The organism is Okeania sp. SIO3B5, from assembly GCF_010692555.1.
Classification (GTDB): Bacteria; Cyanobacteriota; Cyanobacteriia; order Cyanobacteriales; family Microcoleaceae; genus Okeania.
The window spans coordinates 1-19308 of the sequence record NZ_JAAHHG010000163.1 but is presented as its reverse complement, the minus strand read 5'-3'; the positions used below and the strand labels follow the sequence as shown (position 1 = coordinate 19308).

The 19308-nt window shown below is 36.7% G+C and carries 18 protein-coding genes and 1 pseudogene; 4 read left to right on the top strand and 15 right to left on the bottom strand.

Features of this window, described 5'->3' with window-relative positions; all coding sequences use genetic code 11:
• Positions 1 to 892 precede the first annotated feature (892 nt).
• From F6K54_RS21110 to F6K54_RS21100, 3 genes are all read right to left on the bottom strand, one after another.
• Entirely contained in the window at positions 893 to 1030 is a 138-nt protein-coding gene (locus tag F6K54_RS21110) for a hypothetical protein (protein WP_293081476.1), read from the bottom strand.
• The gene (locus tag F6K54_RS21105) at positions 1027 to 1692 is read right to left on the bottom strand and encodes a 2OG-Fe dioxygenase family protein (protein WP_293081472.1); all 666 of its coding nucleotides are present in this window, start codon (positions 1690 to 1692) and stop codon (positions 1027 to 1029) included. The genes F6K54_RS21110 and F6K54_RS21105 overlap by 4 nt, the downstream gene beginning before the upstream one ends.
• 773 nt (positions 1693 to 2465) lie before the next feature.
• Positions 2466 to 3227: an HpcH/HpaI aldolase/citrate lyase family protein gene (locus F6K54_RS21100; protein WP_293081469.1), complete on the bottom strand. Its 762-nt coding sequence runs from the start codon at positions 3225 to 3227 to the stop codon at positions 2466 to 2468.
• Positions 3228 to 3676: 449 nt separating this feature from the next.
• Between F6K54_RS21100 and F6K54_RS21095 the strand changes: the two genes are divergently transcribed.
• Positions 3677 to 4405 (top strand): hypothetical protein, encoded by a 729-nt coding sequence (locus F6K54_RS21095; RefSeq protein WP_293081466.1) that lies wholly within the window; start codon positions 3677 to 3679, stop codon positions 4403 to 4405.
• A 168-nt stretch (positions 4406 to 4573) separates the two neighbouring features.
• Here the strand turns inward: F6K54_RS21095 and F6K54_RS21090 are convergent, their stop codons facing one another.
• From F6K54_RS21090 to tnpA, 3 genes and pseudogenes are all read right to left on the bottom strand, one after another.
• Positions 4574 to 5182: a hypothetical protein gene (locus tag F6K54_RS21090; protein WP_293081463.1), complete on the bottom strand. Its 609-nt coding sequence runs from the start codon at positions 5180 to 5182 to the stop codon at positions 4574 to 4576.
• Positions 5183 to 5683: 501 nt separating this feature from the next.
• Entirely contained in the window at positions 5684 to 7216 is a 1533-nt protein-coding gene (locus F6K54_RS21085) for a glycoside hydrolase family 10 protein (RefSeq protein ID WP_293081460.1), read from the bottom strand.
• 148 nt (positions 7217 to 7364) lie between these two features.
• A pseudogene (gene tnpA, locus F6K54_RS21080) lies at positions 7365 to 7712 on the bottom strand (IS200/IS605 family transposase); the annotation flags it as partial.
• Between tnpA and F6K54_RS43835 the strand changes: the two are divergent.
• Entirely contained in the window at positions 7621 to 7971 is a 351-nt protein-coding gene (locus tag F6K54_RS43835; protein ID WP_375341990.1) for a hypothetical protein, read from the top strand. The pseudogene tnpA and the gene F6K54_RS43835 overlap by 92 nt on opposite strands.
• 43 nt (positions 7972 to 8014) lie before the next feature.
• On the opposite strand, the gene F6K54_RS21075 is transcribed toward F6K54_RS43835, so the two are convergent.
• The 9 genes from F6K54_RS21075 to F6K54_RS21035 form a co-directional block, all read right to left on the bottom strand.
• Positions 8015 to 9118: a CHAT domain-containing protein gene (locus F6K54_RS21075; protein ID WP_293081457.1), complete on the bottom strand. Its 1104-nt coding sequence runs from the start codon at positions 9116 to 9118 to the stop codon at positions 8015 to 8017.
• Between the two features lie 41 nt (positions 9119 to 9159).
• Positions 9160 to 9414, bottom strand: coding sequence for a zinc ribbon domain-containing protein (locus tag F6K54_RS21070; RefSeq protein WP_375341989.1), 255 nt, complete (start codon positions 9412 to 9414; stop codon positions 9160 to 9162).
• A 228-nt stretch (positions 9415 to 9642) separates the two neighbouring features.
• Positions 9643 to 10596 carry a transposase gene (locus tag F6K54_RS21065; protein WP_293081454.1) on the bottom strand — a complete coding sequence of 318 codons (954 nt, stop codon included), beginning with the start codon at positions 10594 to 10596 and terminating at the stop codon, positions 9643 to 9645.
• Between the two features lie 182 nt (positions 10597 to 10778).
• Positions 10779 to 11444 (bottom strand): HAD family phosphatase, encoded by a 666-nt coding sequence (locus tag F6K54_RS21060; RefSeq protein ID WP_293081451.1) that lies wholly within the window; start codon positions 11442 to 11444, stop codon positions 10779 to 10781.
• Between the two features lie 183 nt (positions 11445 to 11627).
• Positions 11628 to 11954, bottom strand: coding sequence for a helix-turn-helix domain-containing protein (locus tag F6K54_RS21055; protein ID WP_293081448.1), 327 nt, complete (start codon positions 11952 to 11954; stop codon positions 11628 to 11630).
• Positions 11947 to 12339: a type II toxin-antitoxin system RelE/ParE family toxin gene (locus F6K54_RS21050; RefSeq protein ID WP_293081445.1), complete on the bottom strand. Its 393-nt coding sequence runs from the start codon at positions 12337 to 12339 to the stop codon at positions 11947 to 11949. The genes F6K54_RS21055 and F6K54_RS21050 overlap by 8 nt, the downstream gene beginning before the upstream one ends.
• Positions 12340 to 12391: 52 nt before the next feature.
• Positions 12392 to 12706, bottom strand: coding sequence for a DUF433 domain-containing protein (locus tag F6K54_RS21045; RefSeq protein ID WP_293081443.1), 315 nt, complete (start codon positions 12704 to 12706; stop codon positions 12392 to 12394).
• Between the two features lie 429 nt (positions 12707 to 13135).
• A complete protein-coding gene (locus F6K54_RS21040; RefSeq protein WP_293081440.1) occupies positions 13136 to 14863 on the bottom strand; it encodes a succinate dehydrogenase/fumarate reductase flavoprotein subunit in 1728 nt (575 codons plus the stop codon).
• 336 nt (positions 14864 to 15199) lie between these two features.
• The gene (locus F6K54_RS21035) at positions 15200 to 15508 is read right to left on the bottom strand and encodes a hypothetical protein (RefSeq protein WP_293081438.1); all 309 of its coding nucleotides are present in this window, start codon (positions 15506 to 15508) and stop codon (positions 15200 to 15202) included.
• An 821-nt stretch (positions 15509 to 16329) separates the two neighbouring features.
• Between F6K54_RS21035 and F6K54_RS21030 the strand changes: the two genes are divergently transcribed.
• Both F6K54_RS21030 and F6K54_RS21025 read left to right on the top strand, forming a co-directional pair.
• Positions 16330 to 18684 carry a globin domain-containing protein gene (locus F6K54_RS21030; protein ID WP_293081436.1) on the top strand — a complete coding sequence of 785 codons (2355 nt, stop codon included), beginning with the start codon at positions 16330 to 16332 and terminating at the stop codon, positions 18682 to 18684.
• Positions 18685 to 18888: 204 nt separating this feature from the next.
• Positions 18889 to 19206, top strand: coding sequence for a hypothetical protein (locus F6K54_RS21025; protein WP_293081433.1), 318 nt, complete (start codon positions 18889 to 18891; stop codon positions 19204 to 19206).
• Positions 19207 to 19308 lie beyond the last annotated feature (102 nt).

The window sequence follows — 19308 nt, the reverse complement described above, 5'->3', positions numbered from 1 at the left end:
CGCGGAAACGCGGGAGCTTACCGCTGAGTTTCCAACTAATCCGCATTAACCCAAGCGGGGGGGGTTGAAAATGTAGCAGGTGGATTTGATGGAAGCATTGAAGTTTCCAACTAATCCGCATTAACCCAAGCGGGGGGGTTAATGGAGATCTGAAAAGTTCTGAAAATGATGTTATCGTTTCCAACTAATCCGCATTAACCCAAGCGGGGGGGAGCTACGTTTTGGAACGACGACATAACAAGGCTTTCAGACCCCCAAATCGACGCGCCCCTTTGATAAAAAAATCAACAAGGCAATTTTTGCCAAAATGACAGCCCTCAAACCCCCTCCTAGCATGGCATCGACGCGGGTCAACGAGAGAATAAGGGTTACAGCGATTCTCCGACCCGCGTCGATGGGGTACCATGCAAAGATGAAAAACCACCTTTCAACCACTCCTTAAAAACTAGAAATGACTAAAAACCTACTGCTATTTATTTGTCGAGGTTCTTTATACCTATAGCCTTACTTTTAATATTAACCCCAAGTATACAAATTGTCAACCCCCCTTCTTGAAGTCAGAAGTCAGAAGTTTGAAGTCAGAAGTTATTTCTGTTATCAGTTATCAGTACCTTTGCAATCAGGGGAGATGGGGTATCAAATTTATATAGTGGAACAGTGAAATTTATTTAAGGTGGAGAAAAATAATATTGAGACCCTCGGAAAAAGGTAATTCTGACAAAGTAATACAGCATATTTCGGACAAATGAGGTACAAGCTTGAATGGTAAAATCATTGTAGTGCGGGCATCTTGCCCGCGACTTGTGTACCTCATAAAAACGGGAACCGCTGTAAGTTTAACTCTCTCTGATTTCGCAACAAGTCTACAGACAACTTATCAAAAGTATAAATCTTACTCATTGTCAACGAGGGTAGTTAAAATTGTTTGGAGTTTGAATCCATAAGCAACTTTCCCTTCTGCCTTCTGCCCTCTGCCTTCTGCCTTCTTCCTTCTTCCTTCTGCCTTCTGCCTTCTTCCTTCTTCAATCAATGAATCAAACTTGGAGAAGTCAGAACAAATACATCTCGATATCCTGCTGATTCAGTTACAGGTTTAATTGGAGTTGTAAAGTGGAAAAATTCATGGTCATTTACTAACAATAAATCCCCAGGATGGAGAATTTTACTAAACACAGGTTTTTCTTTTTTCGCACCATAAAGATGGGTTGCACCTCCTTGAATATTATGTCGATCTACTGCAAATATGCCAATAAAATCTGTGCCATCTCTATGAATACCTTCCGGTGCTGGATTACCTGAATTATTAGGGGAACAAATAGTTCTAATTTGATGAACTCCAATATCTGCTTCTGGATGTAGTTTGCAGGAATCGCAGAAAGCTAAAATCATTTTTTTAAAGTTATCTAAGGCAATAAGTCCGTCGTCTATTTCAGCAAATTCTCTTTTAATTCCTCCTACTAGAGGATTATAATTTTTAGTTTGCAAAAGATAACCATGAGGTTGTTTTATTAACTCTTCCCCTGAGATAATAAAACGAGAAAGTCTTCTGTAACGATACTTAGCTTTTATGTAGGGATCGACTGGAAGATCGGCAAAAAACTGTTCAAAACCTTCCATGCTAATAGAATTTACCTTTTTGTAGGTAAACATAAAAGCGTAGTCTAAATGAATTGAATCTAAAACTTTTTGCATAAATATTTCTCCCTATTTTTATAGAGCAAAAATTTAGTTTTATACAACTATATTTTTAATATAGCTCAGATTTCTGAGAAGTGTTGCTAAATAGAATACAAAGTATGAATTTTTGTTAAAAAATGTATAAATTTACTCAAAAAAATAGCTTTGTCAATTCTTACAGCGGATTCCATCTTGGTGAGGTACACCTGTCGCGGGCAAGATGCCCGCACTGAAAAAATTGGCGTTGCTGAATACTGGGATGATTGAGGCTGACACGGGGACACGGGGACGCGGAGACACGGGGATTATACTTGATGCTCTCTGATAAAGTCATCCCACAATTATGCAATGCCAAAAAATTTAATTGTTAATTTCTGTACTTCATATTATAGCGTTTCTCAAATTGGTGAGATACAGTTTTAGATCCCCCCTTAATAAGCTATCCCTTACCCATAACTCCTGAAACTCTTGTGCGGACGGGGAGACACGGAGAGGGGGAGACACGGAGAAAAAATCATAGTATCTAAGTAAAAATACTTGAGCAATCACCAATAAATGTGCTTTTTTTATACATTATTTTCCCGAAAAAGCCGAACTAAGACTTACTCATAATTTGTCAGTTTTGTCAAGTTTTATGTTAAGAAATATGCGGGTAATGGATAGCTTAATAAGGGGGGAACTGCTTAAAAAGCTTCAAAGTCCCACTTTTTAAGGGGGATTTAGGGGGATCGTAAATGTACCTCATCTTTATGAGAAATGCTATTTCTCTCTTCCTTCTAAAGTAAAAATTAACCTCTTACACCTTTGACTAAAGCTTGACAACCTTGTAAGAAAATACTCACATCTATACCTAATCCGATATATTGAACTCCACAGTCAATCCATTTTTTAGCAGTCTCAGGATTATTAGTAAAAGTACCAACAGTTTTACCTGCATTCCGGATAATTTCTACTGCTTTCTGCATTAATTCAACAACTCGAATATCATCTACCTCTCCAGGAATACCTAAAGATTGAGATAAATCGTAAGGACCGAGAAAAATTACATCAATATGAGGAACTGTAACAATTTCTCTCAGATTTTCGATGCCTTTTGTACCCTCTACATGAACTACAACTAAAGATTCTGAATTCAATTTATCGGTTATATTACTGCCTGCTGAAGTGTAAACTCCTGCACGAGTTCCGAATGATAAACCACGGCAACCAATAGGATTATATTTTGCACTTTGCACTACTATTTCTGCATCGGTTATTGTTTCTATTTGTGGAACTTGTACACCTGCACTACCAATATCAAGAGCGCGTTGAATTTGTGCAGCATCATTTTTGCTGACTCTAACAATAGGTGCAATACCAACACAGTCAGCAGCACGACAAAGGTCTTCTGCAACCAGGATATTTAGAGGTCCGTGTTCGAGATCAATGACTGCGAAATCAAATCCTGCTAGACCACAAATTTCTATGAATGCAGGGTAAGCGCAATTCATAAAAGGTCCGAGTACAACTTCGCCGTTTTTGAGTTTTTGTTTGAGTTGATTTTTTTGCATAGTTGAGAAATATATAGAAAAGAGGTAATAGGGAATAGTAGTGGGAGCATCTTGCTCCCGTTCCAGGTATTCCTTATTCCTGTATACCATTACTATGTAAAACTACCAATAATATTACTAGAGAGTTTGGAGACTAAACCCCTACCAAGAATTTTAAATTTTTGGAATAATGCTTATACATTATCCAGATTAATTCCTCTTTCCTTGAGCATTTATACTGCTCTGTCTGCACGTTGTTTTTCCTGAATAGTTTTGTAGAATGAGCGTCTTGCCTTTTAGTTGTTTTATCCTGAACAAACACTCAGCTCTTGGTATTATACGGTTAAAGAGATGATTTTTTCCTAGGAGTAACATTCTTAGTCGGGTATTCAGGGCGATCGCTTTGGATGACCTTTAAATTTTTACCTCTTGATTTACTAACGCCCAAACTTAAACTTTAGGTGCAACTGATGACTACTTCACAAAATCCAAACAATCAAAACACTCAAGCAAATCAAAAAAATTTCTTGCACAGATTTATTGAATCTTTCCGTAGAAATAGTACAGTATTTGTTGTTGCTACTATTGCTAGTATTATGATTTCTATCATAGGATTTGTTGTTGATTTTGTAGAATTTCAAGCAATTATCCATCCTCCAATAGATATTAGCAATTATAAATCGGGGTCGGTTTTGGTCAAAATCACAGGATGGTCAGAAACATCTTATAATTTTGCTGAACAAGATGGAACAGATGGACTCAGAGCTTTTTTTGTTCAGAGATTAAAAGGAAAATTTGAACAAACTTCTATGATTTATACAGACCATCAACCTACGGATCGAATGCTAAATAAAGGTGTATCTCCAGAGAAAGATATTAGTGTTCTTAAAAATGTAGACTACGAAGGCACAATTCCTGATATTACCAAAGCCATATCAAAAAGAAATTCTCAAACGCTTCTTGCACGACTTATTCAGGCCAGTAGAAATGAAGAACCTGTTTGTCTTTTTGTTTATGGTATACGTGATAATGAGAAGTCTCAATTCTTGAATATTATAGACTTTAAAACAGTGAATCAAAATTTTCAAGATGAATATAATACTCTTATAAAGGAAGAAAATCCACATAGGAAACAAGATAAATTAGTTAAGTTAACTGGGGATGCTTGCTCTGGTCTTGGTAAACCCTTATTTGAGTAATTATCAAAATATCAATCCTTGGTTGATAGATATTTTGACTCTCGAATATGAGCTTTCGTTAATCAGCAGAAACCTGGTTTTTTAACAACCATTAATATTTTGAGTGAATAGAGAAAATAGGGAACAGGGAACTCTAGGGTTTTGCGGACCAAACCCCTACAAATTATCCTATTTCTCATCATCTTCTTCTACTAATTGAACCAGGTTTTCCAAAGCACCATAAACTCTTGGCAAATTATCGATAGTAAAATTCCCAGAATCTTTGATAAAATTGTCTGCCACAAGCTTTCCAAACTGCCATAAATTACCATCTGACACTATTCCATATACTGCCCTTAAAAAATTATCATTTATTTTCTGTGACGCGAACAACTCCGCCAGACATTGCCCCCAACCATGCTCAAAATCATTTTTCTTGGCTTCAACAACAATAACAATAGGCTTTTCTAATACAGTTTTACCAAGTTCAGAACGTCGTGAAAAAATATAGTCAGGTGTTCCAGAGAGAATTTCATCGTAAGAAATACTTTTGCGAATCCAAAATGAATACTTCTGATAATATTTCTTATAGACTTCACGCAATAGTGGCGAGATGATAATTTCACTGCGAGATGCTTCTGAGGCAAACAAGTCTATATTTTCTTTGTTAAATTCAAAGTCTTTGATAAAACTGTCTGAAGGCAATAATTCTTGACTAACTATGAAATTTTCTTCTGAATATTTAATTCTATACTTTTTTTGTACATCCGAGATTGTTTTAAAATCACTGAAAGCCATATTTAATACCAGTTTTATAAATGTTTGCTATAATATAGATATAGCGGTTTTCAGTAGGCGTGAGGTACATCAACGATCCCCCTAAATCCCCCTTAAAAAGGGGGACTTCCAGTTCCCCCCTTCTCAAGGGGGGTTAGGGGGGATCTCCAGCGCTGTACCTCACAAAGGGTGCGATTTTCAGTAGGCGTGAGGTACATCAACGATCCCCCTAAATCCCCCTTAAAAAGGGGGACTTCCAGTTAAAAAGGGGGACTTCCAGTTCCCCCCTTCTCAAGGGGGGTTAGGGGGGATCTCCAGCGCTGTACCTCACAAAGGGTAATGCTATAGGGGTTTTTAGGAGTCAGGACTCAGGATCAGAATTCTCAATTCTCAATAGTAGAGACGTTGCATACAACATCCCTACTTTTTAAGGCGAAACGTTTTTGTAGGGTTTCTCAAAATTCCCATTAAAAAAACAACTTCTAACTTTTGACTTTTGACTTTTGAATTTTGACTTCTAAATTACTGCACCGTTACCACTTCTTCTACACTTTCATTTGCCAACCTGTCTACTGCCCGCAAAGCATAAGTTCCTGGGGTAACTCTCACCGCATTAGTAGCAGAATTTAATACTTGTACAAGTGACCATTGATTACCTGTTTGCTGATACAACGCCCAAGACCGAACATCTCCAGTATTATCAGCACTCCAACTAATAACATCAGAATTAACTTGTATTCCTGTAGGTGGTGCGGGAGGTTGGTTATCTAACCACGGCATCGCTGGAGGTAATGCTGGAGTCGAATAAACATAATTTTTGAATACATTATTTACACCCGCCACATTATCTCGAAACATCTTCATACTAAAAAAGATATTTCCTAAAGAAAGTTGACTTGCTCTCTGACGAGAAATAGCAACTTGTCTCTCAAATTCAGATACTGACCAACCCGCACCTTGCAACTGACTTAAATAGTTTCCCGCATAAATATGACGACGTTGTGGGTTTTGTTGTAACCACCAATTTAACAAAACTGGATAACTTTGTTGAGGGGGGTCGATTCGCCAATAAAGTTGGGGTGCTAAATAATCTACCCAACCCTTCTCCATCCATAATTTGACGTCAGCATATAAACTTTCATATTGATCTAACCCGACAATACCAGGAGGGTTCCCTGGGCGATAAATGCCAAATGGACTAATGCCAAATTTTACATAAGGTTTCTCAGCGTGAATACCTTGGTAAAGACGTTGCACCATATTATTCACGTTCTGTCGTCGCCAGTTAGATAAAGAGAGAGTACCGCCAGATGCTTTGTATGCGTTATAGGTTTGGTAGTCGGGGAACTCTTGTCCCCTTTTAGGGTAGGGGTAGAAATAGTCGTCAAAATGAATGGCATCAACGTCATAACGACGGACTACATCCATAATGGTGTTGAAAGTTTGGTCTTGAATAACTTTCGCCCCTGGGTCCATCCAAATGTTGTTGCCGTATCTATAAGCATATTGGGGATATTTGACCGCCATGTGATTTCCAGCAAAGGAACCATCATTGGGACTAAGTTGAGCGCGGTATGGGTTAAACCAAGCATGGAGTTCGATATTGCGTTTATGACTTTCTGCGATCGCAAATTCTAGTGGATCGTAATATGGTTGTGGTGGGGTTCCCTGTTTACCTGTCATCCAACCACTCCAGGGTTCGATGGGAGAATCATACAAAGCGTCTCCATTGGGTCGAACTTGCAATACTAAAGCATTGAGGTTAAGTTCTTGCATCCGGTTGAGGATGTTGAGTAATTCTGATTTTTGTTGCGCAACAGATAGACCACGTTGGGACGGCCAGTCAATATTGGCAACGGATGCTACCCATACTCCTCGAAATTCTCTGGGGGAAAAGGAGGAGGGTTGTTGAGCAGTGGCGGTTGGTAGATAGGTGTAGATTTGAGTGAGGCTTAGTCCAAATATTATTAGAGAAACCCAGAGGAGGTTTTTGGGTCGAAAGCGAATATTCGGAGGGATGTTAATTTTGGAAAATAGTTTGCTGATTAAGTTCATTTTTGGACAATTTGGATAATTGGTGTTGTTGAATGGTAATAATTTTTAGCTAGACTGCCGAGAAGCCTCACACCATAATTTTTAAGAGGAGTGTGAGATGAATCGGTGGTCAATTAAGTAGGCTCGATGCCTACGCGAGTTGGCAATACTATTCTGGTGTTTTCTGGTTTTCAATATACTTTTTCAAAGTAGAAATTGTCACCCCGCCACAAGAAGCAATAAAATAAGAGCCATTCCATAAAACATCTTTCCAGTAAATAGCATTAATTTGTTCTGCAAATTCTTTTCTTAACCGTCTGCTTGTGACTGTTTTGACGTTATTAACTAGCTTACTTAACATGACGTTGGGATGATACTGAAACAAAATGTGAACATGATTTTCTTCCCCATTAAATTCGATTAATTTGCATTCCCATTTAATTAATAATTCTTCAAGAATTTCATTTAAGCGAGTCAGCATTGATGCCGTAAAAACATCTTTCCTGTACTTTGGAGTAGCAGAAAAAGACAAACATATTATTGAGCTGAAAAACTTATTAGAAACAGCCTTAAAGCAGAACAGATTTTATGTTCAAACCTATCAAGAAACCCGGAATATTGAAGTCCAGCAAGGTGGTTATCGAGAGACTTCTGTTAACGAAGTTAATTACCGAGAGACATCTATTAACGAAGGTAATTACCAAGAGACTTCTGTTAACGTTAACGATCGAGGGAGTTATGTTGAAGGCGATAGTTATCATAACTCCCCAGAATAGGAAAGGGAAATAAACTAGCAACTTTTGTGTTAGATTTTGTTTTTTATTTGCCTTGAATTTTAGTATTTTGCCACTCTTCCAAAGCACCAATCACAAAACTCGCTGCCGGATGATTTAAAATTTGCTCAAAAGCACTCACACCACCAGCTTTTAATGTACTGAAAACCCGATTCATCAAAGCAGGATTAGTTTCAATTTGTTCAATTACTTCCCCTGCTATTTTCATATTTCCAGTCATTGTATTAGTAGGATTATTTTGACTTAGTTGTTCCAGCAATTGTTGAATTTCATTGGCAGCTTCAGCCAGGTTTTGTTTTTCTGCGGAATTATTATAGTAATCTCCTCCAACATAACTTCCTTGGTCATTAATAGTTATCGTTGTCTCACGATTATCACCAGTGCCAATTTTTGTCTCACGATTCTCACAAGTTCCAATTTTTGTCTCGTGATAACCACCAGTTCTAACTTTGATATTACGTTCGCCAGCCATTGTTTTATCTCCTTGATTAGAAGTATTAAAATTAGATTTATTACGAGGTATAAAAGTCACAGTTTGAGGAATTGAATTTTCCCTATTTTTAGCATACCACCGAGGAATTAACTCTTGATGTATTCCTGCAATCATAATAGCATTATATCCTAACTGATAAGCAAAATCATAAGTTTGTCCAGCTCCTAAAGCATCATAAAAAGCCACAGCAAATTCAATCGCAGCCCTATCATTTATAGCCTGACTCATACCAATCACATAATTAATATATTTAGCTATTTCTTGAGCTTGATATTCTGAATAACAAGCATTCAGAACAACACATTCTACCTGTTCCGAAAATAATTGAAAAAGTCCGGCAATAGCTTCAGTATCAACTAATTTTTGAGACCCAGTTTCATCCTCAAAAACTAAACCATCATGGCCTGCTCCATGTCCGCTAAAATGAACAATATTAGGTTGATAATCTAAAATAGCTCTACGAATATCTCTATATCGAGTAGCTTCCGCAGATTCAATTAAAAATAAATCTCTAGAAGGCGATCGCCTCAATCCTTCTTTTATTTCTCGTATTTCTTCATCTAACCTTAAAAAACTTGTACTTTTAGGATTAGCTGATAAAATTAATATTTTCCGATAAGTAGCATTATTATTCATAAACTAATACCTCGTGAAGTTCTCTCCCGTTAAATCAAAGATTATAACGGGAGCTTCTCAACAAACAAAGAAGTTTCTTGTTTCACAGGCTGACCAATATCTAAGCCTCCACAAGCAGACAAGATGATACCCACCTCGTTTAGCGCTTTATTTAATATGTTTTTTGCTGCATTTTCATCCCTATCTAAAACTATTCCACATTTCTGACAAGAATGAGTTCTAACTGATAAAGCCTTAGGTACTTTATGACCACAATTACTACAATTTTGTGATGTATTGTGAGGATTAACTTTTATTACATGAACACCTTAAATAATTAATAATTAATAATTAATAATTAATAATTAAAGAATCATATCAAATCCGGTAGCATCGGTGTTATTTAATCTTTAAAGATCAGAGTCTATATTGTAGGGGCGAATGGCCATTTACCCTTACAGATTGTATGATGATCGACAGAATTATACTACTGTGAAGCCAACGGATTTGATCTCATTCATTATTCATTATTCATTATTCATTATTCATTGTTTACCTACATCATAAATTGATTTTGATAGTTTAGTATTTTTTGCTAATCCTCTAATATTTAAGTTTTCCACTGCAATCATGTCATATTCTTTAACTAATTTATGAGCAGTTTTGTAATGGAAATCTTCTCTTTGTCTGGCTATATGTTGATGTAATCTAGCTATTCTATTTTGCGCTTTTTTCCAGTTGTTAGACCCAACTTCTTTTCTAGATACTTTTTTTTGCTTTCTTGCTAAATTAGATTGAGATTTTCTATAGAATTTAGGTACAGAAACAGTCTCACCAGTATTAGTAGTTAAAAACTCTTTTAACCCTACATCAATACCTACAGCAGTTTTGATATTATTTGTAGGAATTAGATTAGGAACTGATTTATCTTCTAAACTGAAACTTATATAATAACCATCAGCTTTTTTGATTATAGTTGCAGTTTTTATCGTCATACCATCTGGTATAGGTCTATGAACTATGACTGGAATAGTACCAAACCTACTAATAATGATTTGCTTACCATCAAACTTAACTGCTGCTTTAGAATTATTGACTCTGCTGAAACAAAATGACCTTAACTTTCCTGATTTTTTAAATCTAGGTCGCCCTCCACGTTGACCTTTTTTGTCAGGTATTAACCAACGTTTCCAAGCTTTATCTAGCCTTTGTAAGTTAATTTGTTGAATTTCTGAATATATTTCCTTGTAGTCAGGAAATAACTTTTTTGTCTGTTTAAGTGCTGATTGTTGAAAATAATAATCTGGTCTAGTAGAAATTTCACCAATAGGACATGAAATTAATGAACAACGGTCAACTTGACATCTAGTTCTATTTAACCAATCTAGTCTTTGACCTAGAGCATAATTCCAATGTCTTCGTAACAGTTCTAGCCAATAATCTATTTTGACTGACTGTTCAGGAGTGGGCTTAATTTTGTAGCAATGAGTAATTATCATAATTTTATACTACTCTTTAGTGCTACATTTGAACAGCAATCGAAACCTGTTTAATTTGCAGCTCGGCAATTCCCCTCCCGTTAAATCGCAGATTATAACGGGAGACCCCGAGACCGTATCAAGTTGGAAATAAACATTTTTAGCTTTTGTGTAACTAAGGATTTATCTTTGCCATCATAACCTTAGTTTACTTGGAACTTCCTTCTATCTAAAAGTTGCTGTAATTTTTCATCACTAAAATCATTAATAACAATACTCGCTCCCACCTCTAATAAAGATTCAGGTTCATGGGTAGAAGCAACTCCTACTGTGTAAATTCCTGCTCCGACTGCTGACTTAATTCCTGAACGAGAATCTTCAAAAACAATTGCTTCTTCTGGGGATATTTCCAATTTTTCTAAACATAATTTATAAGGTGCAGGATCGGGTTTCCCCACAGTCATTACTCCACCTAATATTACTAATGGAAAAGTCTCTGTTAACTGCAAAACATCTAACATAAATTCAGCATTTTCTGGAGGTGCATTTGTCACAACTGCTTTCTGGAGTTTTTGCTTTTCTAGCCATTCAATAAATTCTAATAATCCTGTTAATGGCTTTAAATTTAAGGCAATTTCTCTAAATTTTACTTCCTTATAATTTGCTAGTTCTTCTGCTTCTGTGGTTGATAGTTGTGGTAGTAAATCTTGAATAATTGCTGGATTAGTTCTACCACTAATATATTGTTTATAAGATTTATGGTCAATTATTACTCCGTGATTATTTAAAATTTCTTTCCAGGTTTCGTAATGCAAAGGGTCTGTATTTGCTAGGGTGCCATCGAGGTCGAACAAAATTGCTTTGAGCATCTCTTATATAAATAGTGTTTACTTTTGCGGTCTGAACGGAAAATTGAATGTTTCAAAGAAGGTCTAGATCGAAGCTTAGTGCAATGAGAGGCAATTAAAGCTTAAAAGTTTAGCATACATTTTCCTTCCATTACTACCGATAACCCTTAATTTGATGTTCTTTAATATTTCATTCGACATAATTTAATATACAATATTTATCTCTCCATACTTACTTTTTGGTGATTTAGGTTTAATCACTATTTCAATATCTTGATCTAGATAATTGAGAAACTGAAATAATTGGTCAGAATCAAATTCTTGCAATAGACCACTTATAAGTCTCGAAATTTTTTCCTCACTAATACCTAATAATTCTGATGCTGTAGAAAGAGTTAATTGACGTTCATTAATTAATTCACATATACGGTTAGCAATTTTTGCCTTAGCTAGAGTTTTTTCAGCATTATTAATACCTAAATCAGCAAACACATTACCACTACTTGCAGTTACTAAAATTTCATCACTCATTATTATTATCCTCTTGATTCTTTATCAACGATTCATTAAAATGTAGTTGGGCTATTTTCAGTCGTTGCTTAATTAGTTCAATATCTTTTTGAGGTGTTTTTATCCCTTTTTTTGATTTTTTCTGAAAAGCATGAAGAACATAAATAGCTCCTTTTAATTTTACTGTATAAACAGCTCTATAAGTATCTCCATCAAAGTTTTCTACTATTTCAAGTATTCCTCCGCCTAAACCTTTGAGAGGTTTAGCACTGATGTGTTTACTACCTACTTGTCCTTGATATAAAGCAAATCCAATCTGATCTTTTACGGACTCAGGAAACTCTCTTAAATTTTTCAATGAATCCCCAATCCAAAATAGGGGTTTAATTTTTTCGTCACTAGCCATAATATAAGTATTGTGACATATTTTTATAGATATTTTAGAGCTGGGAAAAATTTTAATTAATTAAGCGATCGCGTACTCCTTGAGGGTCAAATTTCGCCTCATTTTTTCGACATACTTCTTGTGCTATTTTTTGTCGTTCCTGCAAATACTTTTCTACTTCTTCTTGATGCCTTAAATAATAGACAATCACTGCATAAACATCTGCTAAATTTAATGATGGATATGCCAAACAAATTTCTTCTGCTGTTGCTCCTTGTTGAAAAACATAAACAACTGTATTTAGTGTAACTCGTGTTCCGGCAACTAGGACTACACCATCCGTATTTATTGTTAAAGGAATAGGTTCTGCTGTGATTGAAATTGTCATAATATTTTTGTTACTAATAAGGAAGAAGTAAGAAGGAAGAAGTAATAAGTAAGAAGAATTCAGGCGTTGCTGATTCTGGGTATGATGCAAGCCCCCCTAACCCCCCAATTTTGGGGGGAATAAAACTCTAAAAGTCCCCCAATTTTGGGGGATTTAGGGGGCTTGAGCAGAACCAAACAATCGCGCATTCATACTTCAATTCAGGAACGCCAGAATTCATTAATGGATAATGAGTAATGAACAATGAACAATGGATAATGAAAACTATCTCTAATTATCAATTATCCATTATCAATTATCCATTGGTAATACCATTTTGAAAAAACAATTTTACAAAGAGTAAGTCTGGTTAAAAGACTTTCTAAAAAATGGTATTAAAGCCATTCATTCTGACTCCTGACTCCTGACTCCTGACTCCTAAAATCCTACTTAATACTTCCGTTCTTGTGGTTCAAACATAGTTAGTGCCACAGGCCGATAACCAATATCAATTCCTGCTAACGAATAATAAGCTAAAGTATGCTGTAAAAACCTCTCATCATTTCGTTGCGGAAAATCTTCCCGACTATGCGCACCCCGACTTTCCTGACGACTCAACGCCGAACTTAAAATTGTCTCACCCACCACAATAATACTCCGTAACTCCAATGCCTCAATAATCTCCGTATTCCACAACTTACCCTTATCATCCAAATAAACTTCCTGATATTGCTCCTGCAACTGCTTCAATTTTTCCAACCCTTCCTGCATCACATCCTGAGAACGAAATACACCGCAATGCTCAGTCATCGTATCCTGAAACTGCTGCCGTAAAAAATCAATACGATATTCTCCCGAACGCTCTAACAACCCTTGAATTTGTTCTCGTGCCTCCTGAATATAAGGTTCTTCCTCAATATCCGGTAATTTGCGACCTTCTACAAAATCAGCTATCGCTGCCCCAGTCCGTCGCCCATAAACCACACATTCCAATAAAGAATTACTGCCCAAACGATTCGCCCCATGCACAGAAACGCAAGCACATTCCCCCGCAGCAAATAACCCATCCACCAAACTATCAGCACTCGCCCAAACTCTACCATCATTATTAGTAGGAATGCCACCCATAGAATAATGAGCAGTCGGACGAACTGGCATCGGTTTGTTCACCGCATCAATACCTACAAGACGATGTGCCTCTTCCCAAGCAAACGGTACTCGACTCATAATTTTTTCCCGCCCCATGTGCCGTAGATCGAGATAAATAAACGGACCACCCGCAGTACCATCCATATTAATTCCGCGACCAGCACTAATTTCCAAAGTAATAGCACGGGAAGTAATATCGCGGGGTGCTAACTCCATGCGACTCGGAGCATAATTTTTCATAAAGCGATCGCCATCACTATTAATCAGATAAGCACCCTCACCGCGCACCGCTTCAGAAATCAAAACTCCTGCTGGATATAAACCTGTAGGATGAAACTGTACAAACTCCATATCTTGCAGAGGAAGGCCAACCATTGCTGCCATTGCCAAACCGTCGCCTGTAGAAGCATAATCATTGGAAGTGGTATTAAATACTCGACCATAACCACCAGTGGCAAACATCACTGCCTTTGCTCGCAGGACAACAATTTCACCATCTAGAATATGGTACATAACTACGCCTTTTGCCTGACCATCTTCGAGTATCAGGCGCATTACATACCATTCCTGATAAATATGCACTCCATAACGTCGGAGGTTGTTTACTAATTCATGTAAAATAGCGTGACCAGTTTTATCGGCAGCGTAACAAGTCCGGTTGTGAGAGTGACCGCCGAAAGCACGTTGAGCAATGCGACCATCTGGCAACCGAGAAAATAATACCCCTAAATGTTCGAGGTCGATAATTACATCTGGTGCTTCTTTTGCCAAAATTTCTACTGCATCCTGGTCAGCTAGATAGTCGGAACCTTTGACTGTATCAAAAGCATGAGCTTTCCAACTATCTTTGGGGTCTACATTTTGGAGGGAAGCTGCTATTCCACCTTGAGCTGCTACCGAGTGGGAGCGAATGGGGTGAGTTTTGGCAACAACTGCCACATTTAAGCTGGGATTTTTGCGAGCTATTTCTACAGCAGCGCGACTGCCTGCCAGACCGCCACCTACTATTATTACGTCGTGTTCTAACATTAAGTAAATCTCTAATAGTTTTCATTATCTTATACCAAATAGACATCTCCAGAAAAAAGGGAGTAGGGAGTAGGGAGTAGGGAGTAGGGGGAAATAATTTATATATCTAGTTCCATAATTGATTTTATTTTTTATTTATTATTAGAGATGTCTAATCTAAAAAAAGGTATTTATATCATTTTCTGACGGGTCATTTCATTTATCAGTTATCAGTACCTTTTTCTGAGATAAAAAACCCACCTGTGTCATTAAGCAGGCAGGTTTTTAACTGTTTAAGTACCTCGAATTAAATGAGGACTTTAGCTTTCGGTGTTGCTCAATTCAAAGTCAAAACATTTAGCCTAGAGAAGTTGCTGCTTGCTGACCAGACATTGATGTTTGAGACTCTTCTTCGTCGTTAGGTTCTGCTGAAAGTACTTCAATATGATTTAATAGGGTAGTTACAAAAGCAAAAAGTAAGAAGGGTAGAGACAAAACCACGATTAAAGCAATAGCTCCTAGAGCATAGACTTGGCTACTGCTAGTCCAAAGGGCGACTCCTCCAGCTATGCTCAAGAATACCACTATTAACCAAACAATAATTTGGCCATAAATATCGCCGAAAGTTAGTGTGCATTGGATACGATATTTTTGGAGATTATTCATCGTTTTTACCTCGTTACATTACTTCAAATTAATAAGTTAGACGTATTGTCAAACCATAGTAATTTATAGGTTAGATCAACTGTCAAACTTGAGTAAAATTTATTACGATCAAAATCGTAATTGTTACAACACTTTACAGTTTTTAACTGTAAAATAATATAGTTGTTACAAAAGTAACAATTAAATCTTTTTTATCTTTTTTTTATCTACATTATATATCTCTGAAAAAGAATAGACTTTTTATAAAAGTAGGTAACAGCTCATCTGGCAACAGGGAAGAAAATTTCTGAAAAAAGACACAAAAAATTATCTATTATGTGTAATTTCCTGAGATTTCTATTTTTCTCTTTCAAGCTATTCTTAATTTCTGACAGAACCATCACAAGTTAATGTGTGATTTGATACTGAAAACAATTATCTATAATAATCAATAGACATCTCCATAAAATAGGGAATAGGGAATAGGGAACCCACCCCTCGCCCCTCCCCCTCCCAGGAGGCAGGGCTGTTTCATTCTCGATAGACACGGGGACACGGAGACACACCAGACACGGGGATAGAGGCTTTTAAGTGGCGTTGAACCAAATATTCTCTCAGAGCTTAAAGACGCGTACTTTGCTGAAAAATAGGCAAATTTTGGTAAATTTCCCTATTCTCCTATCCCCATTACTCCCATTCTCCCGCTCATCGTTAACTTGCGATACTTTGAAATAGCCCTGCCTCCCAGGAGGGGAAATAACTGATAATTTCTGTACGATAATTGATTTTATTTTTTATTTTTGGAAATGTCTAATAGTTAATATCTAAATTTTACACAAAAAATGCAATCAAAAATTGAAATTATAGAACAAAGTTTTGAGAAAATTAAACTTGATGCTAATGAATTTGCCGCCAGTTTCTACGAAAACTTATTTGCAGAATATCCAGAAGTTAAACCACTATTTGCTAATACTGACATACAAAAGCAACAAAAAAAATTGCTTGATGCTCTGATACTGATAGTCGAAAATTTGCGTCATCCAGAGATACTAAAAGAAGTCGTGCAAGCATTAGGCAGCCGCCACATTAATTATGGAGTGCTACAACAACATTATCCCCTCGTAGGTAAAGCACTATTAAAAACATTAAAGCAGTATCTTGGCGAATGTTGGACTCCAGAAGTAAAAGCAGCTTGGATATATGCTTATCGTGGGATTGCAAAATTGATGTTGCAAGGTGCAAACTATCCACCGGAGAAGGAGCGATCGCCTACTACTGAGACTACAGAAACCGAAACCCAGACTAAGGAAAACCCCGACATGAAGAATACCGAAACCAAAGTTCAAGCTATACCAACTCCACCCCCACAACCAACCCCTACTTCACCAATAGAACTCATTGAAACGAGCTTTGAAAAAATCAAACCCCGTGGAGCAGAATTTGCTGCCAGTTTCTATGAAAATCTATTTGCAGCATATCCAGAAGCAAAACCACTATTTGCTAATACTGATATACAACAGCAAGAAAAAAAGTTGCTTAATTCCTTAGTGTTAGTAGTAGAAAGTCTGCACCACCCAGAAGCTTTAGCACAAGTGTTGCGCGCTCTCGGTGCCCGTCATATTAATTATGGAACTCTACCGCAACATTATCCTCTAGTTGGGGAAGCATTGTTGAAGACTTTAGAACAGTATCTTCCGCAAGATTGGAATTCGGAACTCAAGAATGCGTGGGTATTTGCTTACGAACAAATTGTGCAACTGATGTTTGAGGGTGCAGGGTATTCTCCAGAAACTTCAAACACAGAAGTTAAAACTACCTCGCCACCAAAAATAGAAATCAATCTAGAGAAAGCACCAGTATCAAAACCAAGCTCTAAGTTACAGGTAGAAGTCATCGAAAACAGCTTTGAAAAAATTAAACCCCGTGGAGCAGAATTTGCTGCCAGTTTTTATGAAAACCTATTTGCAGCATATCCAGAAGCAAAACCACTATTTGCTAATACTGATATGGAAAATCAACAAAAAAAGTTGCTCAACTCCATAGTTTTAGTAGTGGAAAGTCTGCGAAACCCAGAAGCTTTAGCAAAAGTATTACGCGATCTCGGTGCCCGTCACGTTAATTATGGCACTCTCAAACAACATTATCCCTTAGTAGGAAAAACTATACTGAAAACTTTAAAACAGTATCTCCAGGAGGACTGGACTCCCGAAGTTAAGACAGCTTGGGTATATGCACTCGGTCAGATTACTAGATTCATGTTTGAAGGAGCAGGTTATATAAAAACACCAATACCACTTTCCAAACAAGTAGAAGAAACAACGACACAACCCACTTCTGAACAAGAAAAAAAATCTCTTTCTCCTCTAACAACTAGACAAAAAATAACAACCAAAACTAAGGAAAGAAAAGAACAGTCAGACAAAGAATATTCTGCTGAAAAAGCAACAGCAAAACTAAAAAAAATACTTACACAAATTATTAATATTTTCTGGAAATTACCAAAAATATATGTAGTAATTATCGCCGTCATTATTGCAATTATAGTGGTGAATTTAGTCGGTGAAGATTCTATTTTTGCTAAAACATTAGATTCTGCCGATACTATTAGTCTTATTGTTGCTATAATTCTGTTTATCAAAGAAATCCCCGACCGAAAAAAAGAATTTCACTATCAAGCTTGGAGCGTAATAGATGCAGCTAAAGGTATCAAAGATAGTCAAGCTCGGTTTATGGCAATTCAGGATTTGAATAAAGATAGTGTTTCTCTGAGAACTCTACAAGCACCTGGTGCATATTTGGCAAGTATTGATTTGAACAAAGCAAATCTCAATGAAGCAAATTTGAGTGAAGCTTGCCTAGATAACGCTAATCTTAAACAAGCAAATTTAAGTTATGCTAACCTGGCTAATGCTAAACTATCAAGCAGTAATTTAATTGATACAAATCTCAGTTTTAGTAACCTGAGTAATGCTAATTTGAGTAGTGCTAATTTGAGTAATGCTAATCTAGTTTGTGCTGACTTGAGTAATGCTAATATGAGCGGTGTTAATCTGAGTGGGGCGACTTTGAGTGGGGCAAAACTTATTGAAACTTATTTAGTTGGTGCGAATCTCAAAGATGCAAAAGTAAGTGTTGCTGAACTTTCTAATACTTATTTAAAAGATGCAATTATGCCAGATGGTTCAAAGCATAATTGAAGAAGGAAGAAGGAAGAAGGAAGAAGGAAGAAGGAAAAAGTGGATGGGAATTCAAGCTCCACCTATTGTAAATATCGTGTAGACTGGGTATTAAACCCAAAAGAAAAAGAGCAACTTAAACATTTAATTTAATAATTTTTGAGATTCCCAACAAATGCTAAAATTAAACCAGATTAAAACTAACTAAAAATAGACAGAAAACTTATGGAGTCACAAAAGCACTTACTAGCAAAAAATATGGCTTTTCTCATGTTAGTTTCTCCTGATAGTAACTTGGCAAAATTATTAAAGTTTTGTTTGGCAACAAAAATTACTGGGGAAAATCCTGGTAAAGCGGCAGAAAATATGGCTCGTGAACTGATGGAAAAACCATCTAGTTTGCCTTATTGGACTCAGGATGTGATGAGAATTGACAATAATTATAGTACTGAAGAGTGGGAAGCTTTAGGTAAGATGGATTTAAAAGATACTGAGGGATTTATGAATACTTTGTGGCAAGAATTAGACAATTTGAATTTTTAGATCGAACTTATTAGGGAGTAGGGAGTAGGGAGTAGGGAGTAGGGAGTAGGGAGTAGGGAGTAGGGAGTAGGGAGTAGGGAGTAGGGAGAATAAAAAGATTTG

Coding starts and splice junctions, on each gene's coding strand:
- F6K54_RS21105 (WP_293081472.1), bottom strand. CDS start 1,692: ATGCAAAAAGTTTTAGATTCAATTCATTTAGACTACGCTTTTATGTTT.
- F6K54_RS21100 (WP_293081469.1), bottom strand. CDS start 3,227: ATGCAAAAAAATCAACTCAAACAAAAACTCAAAAACGGCGAAGTTGTA.
- F6K54_RS21095 (WP_293081466.1), top strand. CDS start 3,677: ATGACTACTTCACAAAATCCAAACAATCAAAACACTCAAGCAAATCAA.
- F6K54_RS21090 (WP_293081463.1), bottom strand. CDS start 5,182: ATGGCTTTCAGTGATTTTAAAACAATCTCGGATGTACAAAAAAAGTAT.
- F6K54_RS21085 (WP_293081460.1), bottom strand. CDS start 7,216: ATGAACTTAATCAGCAAACTATTTTCCAAAATTAACATCCCTCCGAAT.
- F6K54_RS21075 (WP_293081457.1), bottom strand. CDS start 9,118: ATGAATAATAATGCTACTTATCGGAAAATATTAATTTTATCAGCTAAT.
- F6K54_RS21065 (WP_293081454.1), bottom strand. CDS start 10,596: ATGATAATTACTCATTGCTACAAAATTAAGCCCACTCCTGAACAGTCA.
- F6K54_RS21060 (WP_293081451.1), bottom strand. CDS start 11,444: ATGCTCAAAGCAATTTTGTTCGACCTCGATGGCACCCTAGCAAATACA.
- F6K54_RS21055 (WP_293081448.1), bottom strand. CDS start 11,954: ATGAGTGATGAAATTTTAGTAACTGCAAGTAGTGGTAATGTGTTTGCT.
- F6K54_RS21050 (WP_293081445.1), bottom strand. CDS start 12,339: ATGGCTAGTGACGAAAAAATTAAACCCCTATTTTGGATTGGGGATTCA.
- F6K54_RS21045 (WP_293081443.1), bottom strand. CDS start 12,706: ATGACAATTTCAATCACAGCAGAACCTATTCCTTTAACAATAAATACG.
- F6K54_RS21040 (WP_293081440.1), bottom strand. CDS start 14,863: ATGTTAGAACACGACGTAATAATAGTAGGTGGCGGTCTGGCAGGCAGT.
- F6K54_RS21035 (WP_293081438.1), bottom strand. CDS start 15,508: ATGAATAATCTCCAAAAATATCGTATCCAATGCACACTAACTTTCGGC.
- F6K54_RS21030 (WP_293081436.1), top strand. CDS start 16,330: ATGCAATCAAAAATTGAAATTATAGAACAAAGTTTTGAGAAAATTAAA.
- F6K54_RS21025 (WP_293081433.1), top strand. CDS start 18,889: ATGGAGTCACAAAAGCACTTACTAGCAAAAAATATGGCTTTTCTCATG.